The following is a 14,220-nucleotide window of genomic DNA, read 5'->3' on the forward strand; positions in this document are numbered from 1 at the left end:
CGGGCATGGCCCGGCGCTACCCGATATCCGGAACGCCTGCGGTAGCGCCGGGCCATGCCCGGCGGATTCCGGTCAGGCCGTCAGCGAATCCAGCGCGGCTTCCAGCGCGTCGAGATTCGGCAACAGCGCGCTCTGTTCGCCCAGCAACACGCGCATGTGCACGATGTCGGGCAGGGTTTCCTCGGACGCGTCGGCCAGCAGGCCATCGCGCGGTACCGAGATCAGCTGCGGGAAGCTCTGCGTCAACAGCGCGTAGTAGGGACGCTCCGGGTTGCCGCTGAGGGTCTTGAGCACCACCACCTTGTTGTGGCCGGCCACCGTCTCTTCGCCCAACCCGGAGAGCCGTGCGAACGACACCAGCGGCACCTGCCAGCCGTGCCAGCCGATCTCACCCACCAGCCAGCGCGGAGCGTCGGCCACCGCCTGCACCGGTACCCGCGACATCATCTCGGCCACGGTTGCATTGGGCAGCAGGACCCGTTCGGCACCGGCCGAGATCAGGACGCCGCGGATCTCATCATTGCTGGCGTAGCTCATGCCGCATCTCCGTCGTCATCCAGGCCCCAGCGCGCGGCGATCACCTGCGCCAGTTCCTGCGGTTCACCGGCCACCATGCCGGCAGCGACCACGGCCGTCGCCGCAGCCGGGTCGTAGCAGCCTTCGCCCACCTGCCCGGCTACCCAGGCGCCGGCGGCGGCGAGGTCCAACGCCGGGCCCACATGGGCCAGGTCGGCACCACTGAGCAGCACCAGCGCGCTGTGTTCGGCCGACAACGCGGCAATCGAGATGCCCTGCGCTTCAGTCTGGAAATACAGGCCATCGGCAGCAGCGTGCACGCCGATGTCATCGGCCAGCACATGCACTTCGCCCGCGGTGGCGCGCTGGCCGGCTTCGGCCAACTGCACCGGCAGCGGTGATACGCGCGCCATCTGCTTGACCAGGTTGCCGTAGCGGCCGCCGTCCAGGCGCATGTGTACCAGCACCGGCACGGCCAGCCCGCTGGGCAGTGCCGCGAGCAGGCGGCGCAACGCATCGGGGCCGCCGATACCGGCCAGGACCAGCAGCGCACCGGCGCGGCTGCCTGCGGGTGCGGCGGCGTCCAGGTCGACCAGTGAAAGATGCTCGGTGTCGAACGCCGGTTCCGGCGCCGCAACCGTCGCAGCAACACGCGGATCTGCCGGCGCGTCACTGGCCTCGTCGACCAGCGACCAGGCCGTGTGATCGGTGAACGCCGTCGGTGGAGCTGCCGGCACCGGCGGCGGTGCAGCCGCTGCATCAGCGGGCGTCGCCGTCTCCGCCAGCACCGGCTGCAGCGCCGCCAGTGCCTGCTCCAGCGCGATCGGCTCATGCAGATGTGCCGGTGGCGAATAGAGGCCATCCGCCGGCACGTCGTCGGCCCACGAACGGGCCTGTTCCAGGTGCGGCTGCAGCGCGGCTTCCTTCGGCACCGGCGGCGTCGACGGCCGGCCCGGCTCAAGCTGCAGTGCCGGTTCGTCCTCGGCGCCCGGCGGCAGCACCTGCTGGTGGCCGTGCAGCTTGGCGGCCAGGTGGCGGCCCCAGCGCTGCGCTTCCCAACCATCGCGGCGCGCGGCCAGTTCAGCCTCGTCGAACACCAGGGTCAACCCGGGCGCCGACAGCGCCGGTTCCAGGCGCTCCAGCGCATCTTCAATGGCCGCTTCCAGCGCGATCACCACGAACTGCGGGCGTGCATCCTGCAGCGCCTGCGGCTCCAGCGTGATGGGATCGTCTTCCAGCACGATCTGCACGTCGGCATGGGCCAACGCCTCGCGCAGGCGCTCGCGCGCCGCGCCCGGGCGGGCCAGCAGGGCTACGGCCGGAACCGGATCGAGGTCACTCACGGACACGGGCAATCCCCAGCAAGTCGTACACGTTACGCATCAGGTCCAGTTCCTGGTATGGCTTGCCCAGGTAGCGCTGCACACCGATTTCGAAGGCGCGCTGGCGGTGCTTGTCGCCGCTGCGCGAGGTGATCATCACGATCGGCACGTCCTTGTAGCGCGGGTCGGCGCGCATTGCGGTAGCCAGCTCGTAGCCGTCCATCCGCGGCATTTCGATGTCCAGCAGCATCAGGTCCGGCACGCGCTCTTCCAGCTGTTCCAGGGCTTCGACGCCATCGCGGGCGACGCTCACCTCGAAGTTGTGACGCTCCAGGATGCGGCCGGTGACCTTGCGCATGGTCAGCGAATCGTCCACCACCATCACCAACGGCACCTGCCGTTCCTGGCGGGGTGCATTGACCAGCACCGGCGCGGTCGGGTTGGCCAGGAAACGACGCACCAGCGGGGCCACGTCCAGGATCACCACCACGCGGCCATCGCCGGTGATGGTGGCGCCGTAGATGCCCGGTACCGAGGCGATCTGCAGGCCCACCGGCTTGACCACGACTTCGCGGTTGCCCAGCACCTGGTCGATCGCAACGGCGGCGCGCAGGTCGCCCGCGCGGACCAGCAACAAGGGCACCTGGGCCTGGCCGTCGGCGCGCGCCGGGGCCTGGCCGACCAGACTGCCGAGGTCGTACAGCGGATAGTCTTCGCCGCTGTAGCGGTAGCTGCTGTCAGCCGCTTCGAAGCGCTCGTGCGACAGCCGGCCGATACCACTGACCGAGGCCACAGGCACCGCGAAGGTGGTTTCGCCGATCTGCACGAACACCGCCTGGGTAACCGCCAGCGTCTGCGGCAGGCGCAGCGTGAAACGCACGCCCTGACCACGTACCGACTGGATGTCGACAGAGCCGCCGAGCTGGCGCACTTCGTTGCCGACCACGTCCATGCCGACGCCGCGGCCCGCCAGCTGGCTGACCTGGTCGGCGGTGGAGAAGCCCGACGCGAAGATCAGGTTGTCCAGCTCCTGCTCGCTCGGCTGCGCATCGGCAGGCAGCAGGCCGCGTTCGATGGCGCGACGGCGGATCGCTTCACGATCCAGGCCAGCGCCATCGTCGGCCACGTCCAGCACGATTTCCGAGCCCTCGCGGTGCAGGCGGATGGCGATTTCGCCCTCTTCCGGCTTGCCGGCGGCACGACGTTGTTCCGGCGCTTCCAGGCCATGGGCAACCGAGTTGCGCAGCATGTGCTCCAGCGGCGCAACCATGCGATCAAGCACGTTGCGGTCGAGTTCGCCGTGGGTGCCTTCCAGGGTCAGGTGGACCTGCTTGCCGGTGTCCATGCCGGCCTGGCGGACCACCCGGCGCAGGCGCGGCACCAGGCCGTCGAACGGCACCATGCGCGCGCGCATCAGGCCATCCTGCAGTTCCGAACTGACACGCGACTGCTGCTGCAGGAGCGAATCGTACTGGCGCGACAGATCATCCAGCACGCCCTGCAGGCCACCCAGATCGGCGGCGGACTCGTTCAGCGCGCGGCTGAGCTGCTGCAGGGTGGAGAAACGGTCCAGTTCCAGCGGATCGAACTTGTGGTCGGCCTGGTCCTGCTCGCGCTGGTAGCGGGCAACGATCTGCGCTTCGGTTTCCAGGTCCAGGCGACGCAGCTGGTCGCGCAGACGCGCGTTGGTGCGTTCCAGCTCGCCCATCGCGCCGCGGAAGGCGCCGAGCTGCTGTTCCAGGCGCGAACGGTAGATCGCCACTTCACCGGCGTGGTTGACCAGGCGGTCGAGCAGGTCGGCGCGCACACGCACCTGTTCCTGCTGCGGACGGGCCAGCGGGTCTTCTTCCGTGGAACCTTCCACCGGCAACGGTGCCGACAACGGGGCGTCGACCACGGCCACGGCCGGAGTCGCCTGCGGGGCCTGCTCCGCCACGACGGCAGCAGCGGCTGCAGCTGCGCTGGCAGCGGCGGCGATGTCGGTTGTCGTGCGGGCTTCAAAGGCGTCGAGCAGATCCTGTGCCGGCTCGACAATGCGGTGTTCGCCAGTGCGGGTCAGCAGCTGGTGCAGACGATCGAAACCGCGTTCCAGCAACTGCACGTCACGACGTTCGATCTCGGTACGCCCGCCGGCGACAGCCTCCAGCAGCGATTCGATGCTGTGGCCGAGATCGCCGATGGCGTTGATGCCCGCCATGCGCGCGCCGCCCTTCAGCGTATGCAGATCGCGCTGCAGGCCGGCCAGGGCTTCGCGGTCCTGCGGCGCTTCGCGCAGTTCGCTGATCAGCCCATCGCAATGATCCAGCAGGTCCTTGCCTTCCTCGACGAAGATGTCGACCAGCTCGCGGTCATAGACGCTGAAGTCGAGCAGGTCGGCGCTGTCTTCGGTCTCGGCCTCAGACTCGGATTCGGATTCGGATTCGGTCTCGGCGTCGAGCACAGCCGTATCCGCCGGCACCACCGCATCGGCGCTGTCGACGGCGACAGGTTCGGCGTCGATCGCCGCAGCCTCCATCGCGACCGGCACCACGATCATGCCGCTGTCCACCACGGCAGCCTGGCCCGGAGCATCTTCCAGTTCGAAGAAACGCGAGGGCGAAATGGCGTCCTGCGCCGTCTCCACGGGCCCGACGTCTTCCACCGTCGCCGGGGACGGCTGGTCGGTGCTCTCTCCTTCACCGACCGCCGCCTCCCCGCCGACGTCCGCATCCTCGGCAAAGGCTTCCGCCTCGCCAGGCGCGAGTTCGCTGGCCTGCAGGCCGAGCACGGGCCATTGCCCGTCTTCGTCCCGGTCCTGCTCCTCATCGATCACGTGAAGGCCGGCCTCGAGCGCGGCTTCCAGCGTGACCGGGTCTGCGAAGCCCGGCACAGCCATTTCATCCTGCAGGCTGGACAGCTCGCTGTCGAGCGGCACTGCAGCAGCGTCTTCATCCACCGCCATTTCAGGTGTGAACGGCAGCGGCGTATTCAGGTCGTTTGCGACATCCAGGTCGCGGTCGTCAACCGGCAGCGCGCTGGCGTCCAGATACGGCGACAGATCGTCCACCGCAGTCAGCGCGGCGTCCTCCAACGCAGTGTCTTCCGATGTCACCACCGCCTGTCCGGCTTCAATCTCCGCGGCAACGAGCGTGGCAGCAGCCACTTCCAACGTCGATTCCGGTGCCGGGGCGTCCGGCATCGAAGGCCATCCTGCGTCGAAGTAACGCGACAGATCATCGCTGCCGGTCAACTCAGCGGACTCCAGGCCCGCGTCGCTCAACGCGTCCTCGCTGACCTGCACTGCATCCAGCACGTCGGCATCGGCAGCATCGACATCATCGGTATCACGCCCGGCTTCCGGCTCGATCCCGACCTCATGCGTCGACACGTCCACATCGGTATCGGCATCGGCGACCCGCGAAAGCAGCTGGTCGTCTTCGTCTTCGTCTTCATCCTCGACGTCCAGCCCGGTCATCGGCCAGCGTGCTTCCGGCAGTTCACCGGCCAGCGCCTGCAGGCGCTGCGCCAGTTCAGCCTGCGGCGCAATCCGCGGCTGCTCGGCCTGCAGCGCGTCCATGGTCGCGTTGATCGCCTGCGCGGTCTCGTCCAGGGCCGCCACGGCGTCATCACCGGGCACCACCTCGGCGGCCAGCGCGCGCTTGATGTACGACTCGGCGCCGCCGGTAACGGCGGTGATTTCCGGCACTTCGGTCATCGCGAAGGCGCCGTTCATGGTGTGCACCGCACGCAGCAGCGCATCGCTGACCGGCTGCGGCGCCTGTTGCGCCGAGCGCAACCAGCCCTGCAGCGTGGCCTGGTGCAGTTCCACCTCGGCTTCCAGGATTTCGCGCAGCACGCTGTCGATGTTGGCCGGCGTACCCGCCGCTTCGACAGCGCTCTCTGCCGGGGCGTCGACAACCGGCTCGGCGCTGCCAACGGGCTCGACAGCATCGGCCGCTGTCACCAGCGCCGGTGCAGCAGCGCCCGGCAGCGCAACGTAGAACGTCTCTTCGCCTGCACCTACGCGATCGGCGATGGCCTGCATCGCCTGCAGGTCCACGCTGACACGCTGGCCGTCGCGCAGTGCCGCGTTCAACTGCGGCAGTGCCGTGTATGCGTGATCGACCATCGCCAGCACCGCCGGCGTGGGGGCACGGGTGCCATCGAGCACGCGATTGAGCATGCCCTCGATCTTCCACGCGAACTCACCCAGGGTACGCGCGCCGACCAGGCGGCCACTGCCCTTCAGGGTGTGGAAGATGCGCCGGATCGGCCGCAGCCGATCCATGTTGTCCGGCTGCATGCGCCATGCCGGCAGCAGCGTGCCGAGATTGCCGAGCTCGTCGTCGAATTCTTCCAGGAACACCTCGCGGATGTCCTGGTCGATGTTTTCGGCATCGTCGTCGAAACCCGCCTCGAACCCGCCCTCGGCCACGGCCGGCGGTACGGTTTCGGTCGGCCCGGCAGTTGCCTGCATGGCCTGGGGGTTGAAGTCGGCGGCGGCGGCATTCAGCTCTGCGAAGAACTGCGCATCGGCTTCGCTGAAGTCGATTGGCGCAATGGTATCCACATCGACCAGAGACACGGTCGGCGCAGCCGCCGATGCCGGCAGGTCTTCGGACGCGCGCAGATCAGCGACCGGTTCGACGTAAGCCTCAGCCTCGGTCTCGGCGGTGGCGTCGGTCAATTCGGCAACGGCCAAGCCATCGTTCGCCTGCGGCACCGCAACTGCGTCAACGAGCTCCAGCGTCGCAGGCGACTCCTGTTCGTCGTCCAGCGACAGGGTTTCCATCGCCTCCAGCGAAAGCACGTCATCGGCGTTGTCCAGCAGGCTGCTGTCGAAACGGAACACCACATCGTCGTTCAGCAGCGGCGGGCCGTCCTGTTCGGCGGCAACCGGATCGAACGCTGGCGAAATGACCGCATCCAGCGGCGCAGCAAACGACGCCTCGTCCAACGAGGTCGCCAGGAGGGCGTCATCGTTGACGTCTACAGCGGTTGCCTGCGCGTCGGCCTCTTCCAGCACCGGCGCTTCGGACAACGTCCAGGCAGCGGCGTTGGACTGTTCGACGGACAGCGGATCGAAGCTGACCGGATCGAAGCTGGCGAACGTCGGCGCACGCTCGTCGCTGTGTTCGGCAGCCGTACCTGCCGGCGCGTCGAACCCGCCCAGTTCCCATTGCGGCACTTCCGGCGCGGGTGCGCTGGAGGCGGCAAACAGCAGTGGCGCCGGGGTGTCGCGCGGTTCGGCAGGGACAGCCGGCGTAGCCAGCGATCCGAACATCAGGCCATTGTCGGCTGCCGGGGCCTCCGGCAGCGGATCAAAGGTGAAATCGGGCAGCGAGGCGGGCACGTCGCCCGGCGTCGGCGCGGCGGCCTGCACGATGGCGTCCAGCGGTTCGATCTGCAGCGGAACAGCCGGCACGGGCACGGCTTCGCGCTCGACCGGCTGCACCGGCTCGGCTGCGGCCACGCCACGCTCGGGCAGCGGCCAGTAGCGCAGCGCTTCCAGGCTGCTGCGGGTGATGTCGAGGATGTCCTCGCGACCCGGACGGCGGTCGCGCAGCGCTTCCAGGTAGTACTCCAGGCTGGCCATGGCATCGGCCAGGGTGTCCAGCTGGCGTCCACTGGGCACGCGCTGGCGACCGATCAGTTCGGCTTCGATGTACTGCTGCACGCCGCGCAGGTAGTCGGCGGCGGTGCCCAGATCGAGCATGCGCAATGCGCCGGAGACATCGCCGAGCAGGCGCGGCACATCCTGCAGCTCCGCGTGGTTCCAGCTGGTTTCAATGAAGGCGACGAAATGCTCGCGGGCGGCGGCGAAATTGGCGATCGCCTCGTGCGCCAGCACTTCCACCGTGCGCCGGTTCTCCACCGCGCTCGGATCATCCTGGCCACTGCCACTGGCACCGAGGTGTGCGACCTGGTCGTCCAGCGATGCATCGACATAAAGCAGCGCACCGGCGATATCCAGCAGCATGTCTTCGTCGATCTGCTGGCGGCCTTCGACAACCCCGCGCAGTGCATCACGCTGCTGCACGACCACGCCGCGCGCGGCGCCGAGGCCGAGCATGCCCAGCGTATCGGCCACCGAGCCCAGCTTGGTCACCTGCTCCTGCAGCTGTTGCGGCGCGCCGTCGGTACGCAGGTGCAGGTCCAGGGCGTCCTTGACCTGCAGCAGTTCTTCCTTGACCGCATTGCCAACGGTATCCAGCAGTTCGCGGTTGCGGCCGCTGAGGCTGCCACGTGCGTGGTCCAGTTCCGCTTCGGTGGCGGTCACCGAATCGGGCGCGAACGCGAACAGCACGCTGTCGTTGATCAGCGCTTCGCCACGGGCGGCGCGGATCTCGTTGAGCAGCGGCTGCAGCACGATCGGAATGTCACGGTGCCCGTTCTGCAGGCGCTCCAGGTAATCGGGCAGCAGCACGCTGCCGCGCATCAGGGTGGCGCAGGCCTCATCGCGCTCGGCCACCTCGCCCTTGCCGACGGCAACGGCGAGCTGTTCCAGCTCTTCGGCCACCATCGCCGGTGCATACAGTTCAACCATGCGCAGCGTGCCCTGCACCTGGTGCAGGTAGCCGGCGCAGATGCGCATGCGGCTGCTGTCGCCCGGGTCTTCGGCGAAGTACTCGACCTCGTTGCGCACCAGGCGCAGGGTCTCGTCCAGTTCGGGCTTGACCCAGCCCAGGGCCGCGTGGCTCATCGCATCGCGCAGGCTGCTCATGGATGCGCTCCGGTCGCCGCCGCGCGACGGTCGCGCGGATCCTGGCGTGGGAAATGGAAATGCTTCATCGACTGGTTCCTTGCTCGCCGCCCTGCCCGTGTCACGCCGGCAGCTTGAAGTCGGCGACCGAACGACGCAGGTCGGCCGCCAGCTGCGCCAGGTGGCCGATCGACTCGGCGGTCTGCCCGGCACCCTGCGAGGTCTGGCCGGTGATCTGGCGGATCACGCCCATCGTGCGGGTGATGTCCGACGCCGCCGACGACTGCTGCTGGGCGGCGATGGAGATGTTCTTGATGAGGGTGTTGAGTGCGTTGGACACGCGCTCGATCTCGGTCAGTGCAGTACCGGCGTCTTCGGCCAGGCGTGCACCGGACACCACTTCGGCGGTGGTCTGTTCCATCGAGGTGACCGCTTCGTTGGTATCGGCCTGAATGGCCTGGACCAGGTTCTCGATGCGTCGGGTCGCACCGGAGGTGCGCTCTGCCAGGCGCTGCACTTCGTCGGCCACGACCGCGAAACCGCGACCGGCTTCACCGGCCGACGCCGCCTGCACAGCCGCGTTCAATGCCAGGATGTTGGTCTGCTCGGAAATGTCGTTGATCAGTTCCACGATCGAGCCGATCTCCTGCGAGGACTCGCCCAGGCGCTTGATGCGCTTGGAGGTTTCCTGGATCTGGTCGCGGATCTGGTCCATGCCCTGGATGGTCTCGCGGACCACGCCGGCACCCTCGGCGGCGATCACCACCGAACGCTGTGCCACGTCGGCCGACTCGGCCGAGTTGCGCGATACCTGCTCGATGCTGGCGGCGATTTCGCCGATCCGGTCCGATGCCGAGGTGATCTGGTTGGCCTGGTGGCCGGCCGCTTCGGCCAGCTGCATCGCCGTTGCCTGCGTTTCCTGGGTCGAAAGCGCGACCTTGGCCGAGGTGTCGTTGATGGTGGTCACCAGGTGGCGCAGTTCATCCACCGCGTAGTTGATGGCGTCTGCGATCGCGCCGGTCATGTCCTCGGTCACCGAGGCTTTCACGGTCAGGTCGCCCTCACCGAGCGAGGAGATTTCATCCAGCAGCCGCATGATCGCCTGCTGGTTGCGGCTGTTGAACTCCACCTGGGTCTGGTAGCGCAGTTCCTGTTCGCGCGAGCGGCTGCGCACGTTGGTGGAGACGAAGCCGATGATCGCGATCAGCGACAGCGCACCGGATACCACGCCGATCCAGAAATTCGGGAACAGGCGGGTGTCGGACACCGAGCCGAACGAGGAGAACGCTTCGAACAGCTTGCGGCTGTCGGTCAGCATCTTCGCCGAACCCTGGCCCAGCGTGGCGGCAGCGGACTGCGCGGCGAACAGCTGGCGCGAGCTGGCCAGGATCGCGTCGGCGTCCTGCTTCATCGCCTCCCACTTCTGCTGCGACTGCTCCAGCGCCGCAACGGCGGCAGCGCCGCGCACGGCGGTGATGCCCAGATCCTCGTTGCCATTGCGCAGCGCATCGAGCACCTGCGAGAACACGGTGATGTCGCGGGCCAGCGCGTCACCGGCAGCGGCCGCAGCCGTGCCGCCGGCGCGTATTTCAGTCACGCGACGCGCCATCGAACCGGCGACCACCACCTGCTGCAGGGCACTGTAGACCTGAGAGGACGGGGCGCCGGAGGCGGACATCGCTCGCACCAGCTCGTTCAACTGGGCCTGCAGGCCCGGCACCGCGCCAGAGAAGTTGTTGGCGTTGCCGGCCAGGGCCAACACCGCCGGTTCACTGGCGACCAGCTGGCCTGCCTGCTTGCCCAGCGGCGTCCAGGTGTCGGCCAGGGTCGAGATCGCCCCGGAGACGCCCGGCTCGTTGCCGTAGCGCCCCTGCAGGGTCGATACGTTCTGCTCGATCGCGTTGCGGGTGGCCTTGAAGGCGGTGAAGGCCTGCGCGTTGCCGCCGACCGCGTCACGGCCCTGGTTGGCCAGCTGCTGCGACAGCACCTGCAGGTCCGCGGCCTTGGAGCCGGCATCGGCCAGGCGGCTGCCCTGCCAGGTGGACACACCCGTGTTCACGCCGAACAGGATCATCGACAGCGCCAACAGCGCCAGCCAGAGGTTGCTGCCGCCCAGCCGCAGCTTGCCGGACTTGGTGGCATCCGAAGCAGTACTCATCGTTCAACCTCGATTTTCAATGCAGGGGGCGATGCCCGGCCTCAGGCCGCGGCTTGCCGGAATTCAGGGGTGCGCGACAGCAGCGAGAGCGAGAACACGCCCCAGTCGTTGCCATCGGCATGGAAAGCGCGATCGACGAAGTGCCCATAGCGTCCCTCGGCCAGTGAACCGGCCTCGATCTGCTGGGTCAGCTCGAAACTGCGCTGGCCGAACAGTTCGTCAATGGTCAGGGCGACGTCACCACCGGCCTGGCGCATGATCAGCACGCGCTGGCCTTCCTGCTGGACGGTGCGCGCACCTTCCAGGAAGTACTTCAGGTCGACCACCGGGAACAGGTTGCCGCGCAGGTTGCCCACGCCCAGCAGCCACGGCTGCGCGCAGGGCACCGGGGTCACCGGTGGCATCGGTACGATCTCGACCACTTCGCGGAAATCGGACACCAGCCGGCGCTGGCCGACACGGAAACCGACGCCACGCCACAGGTCCTGGGCGAACTGCCGCCCGGGCAGCTGCACCGCGTGGGCCAGGCTGCGCCGTTCGTAGGCTTCAAGAATGTCGAAGGGCGAGCGCATCAGGCCACCAGCTCGTTGATCCGCGCGATGAGTTCTTCCTCGCGCGGCGGCTTGACGATGTAATCGGCGGCGCCCTGGCGCAGCCCCCAGGCCTTGTCGGTTTCCATCGCCTTGGTGCTGACGATGATGACCGGGATGTGCTTGATCGCGGCGTCGCGGGCCATCGCCCGGGTCGCCTGGAAACCGCTCATGCCCGGCAGCACCACGTCCATCAGGACAAGCTGCGGCACCTGGTCGCGGACCAGCTGCAGGCCATCTTCGGCATTGTCCGCTTCCAGCACCTCATGGCCGGCACGGCGCAGCCATTGGGTGAACACCGCGCGGTCGGTCGGTGAATCCTCGATCAGGACGATACGAGCCATTGTGCCTTTCCCCCCTGGTCAGGCGTTGACGTACGTGCGGATGGCACCCAGCAGTTCTTCGCGCGTGAATGGCTTGGTCAGATATTGCTCCGAGCCGACGATGCGCCCCCGCGCCTTGTCGAACAGACCATCCTTGGACGACAGCATGATCACCGGGGTCGCCTTGAACAGCTGGTTGCCCTTGATCAGTGCGCAGGTCTGGTAGCCATCCAGGCGCGGCATCATGATGTCGACGAAGATGATCTGCGGCTGCTGGTCGGCGATCTTGGCCAAGGCCTCGAAACCGTCCGTTGCGGTCACTACTTCGCAGCCTTCGCGCTTCAGTAGTGTTTCCGCAGTCCTGCGGATGGTCTTCGAGTCATCGATGACCATCACCCGGAGTCCTGCGAGCTCCCCGCCCGCAGTCGTGTTTTCAGTCATTGCCATTCCCCAAGCGCGCGGCCCAATCTTTGGCGGGAGCCGCTGCGAAAGCGTATCTATATCGCACTTCCCGCGCCCGCTTCAAGGGCGGTCCGTGGCGCGGGGCGTGGCGCCGGGCTGAACGTGACCGGATTGGCAATCACTGCGCAGCCGGGCAAGGGACGCTGCGTTGCACATTGCCGGGGAGGCGCACAGCCGGCGTTGCCGCTACCATCAACGCCTTGCCTGACAGGTGCGCCCATGCCGTTGAACGTCATCGTGGTGATGGATCCCATCGCCCACATCAAGATCGCCAAGGACACCACGTTCGCCATGCTGCTGGAAGCCCAGCGCCGCGGCCATGCCCTGCACTACGTGCGCCCGGGCGGGCTGGCGCTGGAAGGCGGGGTGGCCGTGGCCTGGACCGCCCCCTTGCAGGTGCGCGACGACCCGGCCGGCTGGTACGAGCTGGGCGCATTCAGCCGGACTGAATTCGGCCCCGGCCAGATCGTGCTGATGCGCAAGGACCCACCGGTCGACGCCGAGTACGTCTACGACACCCAGGTGCTGGATGTCGCTGCCGCCGCCGGTGCCTGCGTGGTCAACAACCCGCAGGGCCTGCGCGACTACAACGAGAAGCTGGCAGCGCTGCTGTTCCCGCAGTGCTGCCCGCCAACCCTGGTCAGCCGCGATGCCAAGGCGCTGAAGGCCTTCGCGCTGGAACACGGCCAGGCCGTGCTGAAGCCGCTGGATGGCATGGGTGGGCGCTCGATCTTCCGCAGCGGCCAGGGCGATCCCAACCTGAACGTGATCCTGGAAACGCTGACCGACGGCGGTCGCAAGCTCGCCCTGGCCCAGAAGTTCATTCCCGACATCACCGCCGGCGACAAGCGCATCCTGCTGGTCGATGGCGAGCCGGTCGACTACTGCCTGGCGCGCATTCCGCAGGGCGATGAGTTCCGCGGCAACCTGGCCGCCGGTGGCCGCGGCGAAGGCCGCCCGCTGAGCGAACGCGACCGCTGGATCGCCGCCCAGGTCGGCCCGGAGATGAAGCGTCGTGGCATGCGTTTCGTCGGCCTGGACGTCATCGGTGACTTCCTGACCGAGGTCAACGTGACCAGCCCGACCTGCGTGCGCGAACTGGACGCGCAGTACGGCCTGAACATCGCCGGCACCCTGTTCGACGCGATCGAGGCCGATCTGCACTGATGGATGCCGCACCTGCCGTCCTCGCCCCGCCGCCGCGCGAAGCGCAGCGGCTGGGAGCCACCATCGCCCTGTCGGTGCTGGTGCACGCCCTGCTGATCCTCGGGGTCGGTTTTGCCGTGAAAGGCGATGCGCCACTGGTGCCGACCCTGGAAGTGATCTTCAGCCAGACCCGCACCGCGTTGACCCCGAAGCAAGCGGATTTCCTGGCCGCCGCCAGCCAGGAGGGCGGTGGCGAACATGATCGTGCGCAGCGCCCACGCGACAACCAGGCCGGCATCGTGCCGCAGGCGCAGTCCGGCATCAGCCCGGTACCGCAGCAGCAACAGTCGGCAGCACCGGTGCCGCCACCGCAGGCGCGCGTGGTCAGCAGCCGCAATGGCCAGGACACGGTGGCCCTGGCGCAGTCGCGCCCTACCCCGTTGCAGCCCACGCCGGATGCACCACTGACTGCACGCGAACAGCGCGATGCCGAGATGGCGCGGCTGGCGGCGGAAGTGCACCTGCGTTCGGCGCAGTACGCCAAGCGCCCGAACCGGAAATTCGTTTCGGCCAGTACGCGCGAATACGCCTACGCCAATTACCTTCGCGCGTGGGTGGACCGCGCAGAGCAGGTCGGCAACCTGAACTACCCCGACGAAGCGCGGCAGCGCCGGCTGGGCGGGCAGGTGGTGATCAGCGTGGGGGTGCGCCGCGATGGCAGCGTGGAAAGCAGCCGCATCCTGCGCTCCAGCGGCACGCCCTTGCTTGATGAGGCGGCGCTGCGGGTGATCCAGCTGGCGCAGCCGTTCCCGGCGTTGCCCGACAGCGACGATCAGATCGACATTCTGCAGGTCACGCGCACGTGGGTGTTCCTGCCGGGCGGCGAACTGCGCGACGACCGGTAAGGTTTTCTGCCCGGGCCTGCGGCCCGGAACCCGCTGGAAGCAACTGCCACTGCAACGGCAAGATCAAGAGCGGCGGTTGGGCTGTTGGTTTGGCGGGGCGGTGTGGGCTTGCAGGA

At 68.0% G+C, this 14,220-nt stretch carries 9 protein-coding genes; 2 read left to right on the forward strand and 7 right to left on the reverse strand.

The window, feature by feature from the left end; genetic code table 11:
• Window positions 1–72: 72 nt before the first annotated feature.
• From H3005_RS10960 to pilG, 7 genes are all read right to left on the reverse strand, one after another.
• A complete protein-coding gene (locus H3005_RS10960; RefSeq protein WP_089236526.1) occupies window positions 73–537 on the reverse strand; it encodes a chemotaxis protein CheW in 465 nt (154 codons plus the stop codon).
• A complete protein-coding gene (locus tag H3005_RS10965) occupies window positions 534–1,865 on the reverse strand; it encodes a chemotaxis protein CheB (RefSeq protein WP_191078171.1) in 1,332 nt (443 codons plus the stop codon). The genes H3005_RS10960 and H3005_RS10965 overlap by 4 nt, the downstream gene beginning before the upstream one ends.
• On the reverse strand, window positions 1,852–8,541 hold the full coding sequence (locus H3005_RS10970; RefSeq protein ID WP_191078172.1) for an Hpt domain-containing protein: 6,690 nt from the start codon (window positions 8,539–8,541) through the stop codon (window positions 1,852–1,854). Before H3005_RS10970 ends, H3005_RS10965 begins: the two co-directional genes overlap by 14 nt.
• Before the next feature lie 100 nt (window positions 8,542–8,641).
• On the reverse strand, window positions 8,642–10,678 hold the full coding sequence (locus H3005_RS10975) for a methyl-accepting chemotaxis protein (RefSeq protein WP_191078173.1): 2,037 nt from the start codon (window positions 10,676–10,678) through the stop codon (window positions 8,642–8,644).
• A 41-nt stretch (window positions 10,679–10,719) separates the two neighbouring features.
• Window positions 10,720–11,250 carry a chemotaxis protein CheW gene (locus H3005_RS10980; protein WP_025877750.1) on the reverse strand — a complete coding sequence of 177 codons (531 nt, stop codon included), beginning with the start codon at window positions 11,248–11,250 and terminating at the stop codon, window positions 10,720–10,722.
• A complete protein-coding gene (locus H3005_RS10985; RefSeq protein WP_025877749.1) occupies window positions 11,250–11,612 on the reverse strand; it encodes a response regulator in 363 nt (120 codons plus the stop codon). The genes H3005_RS10980 and H3005_RS10985 overlap by 1 nt, the downstream gene beginning before the upstream one ends.
• Before the next feature lie 18 nt (window positions 11,613–11,630).
• On the reverse strand, window positions 11,631–12,032 hold the full coding sequence (gene pilG / locus H3005_RS10990; RefSeq protein WP_005418455.1) for a twitching motility response regulator PilG: 402 nt from the start codon (window positions 12,030–12,032) through the stop codon (window positions 11,631–11,633).
• A gap of 240 nt (window positions 12,033–12,272) precedes the next feature.
• Between pilG and gshB the strand changes: the two genes are divergently transcribed.
• Both gshB and H3005_RS11000 read left to right on the forward strand, forming a co-directional pair.
• Window positions 12,273–13,220 carry a glutathione synthase gene (gshB, locus tag H3005_RS10995; protein WP_191078174.1) on the forward strand — a complete coding sequence of 316 codons (948 nt, stop codon included), beginning with the start codon at window positions 12,273–12,275 and terminating at the stop codon, window positions 13,218–13,220.
• Complete coding sequence (locus H3005_RS11000; protein WP_191078175.1) at window positions 13,220–14,104, forward strand: energy transducer TonB; 885 nt, start codon at window positions 13,220–13,222, stop codon at window positions 14,102–14,104. The genes gshB and H3005_RS11000 overlap by 1 nt, the downstream gene beginning before the upstream one ends.
• Window positions 14,105–14,220 lie beyond the last annotated feature (116 nt).

Source organism: Stenotrophomonas sp. Br8 (genome assembly GCF_014763005.1).
GTDB lineage: Bacteria > Pseudomonadota > Gammaproteobacteria > Xanthomonadales > Xanthomonadaceae > Stenotrophomonas > Stenotrophomonas lactitubi.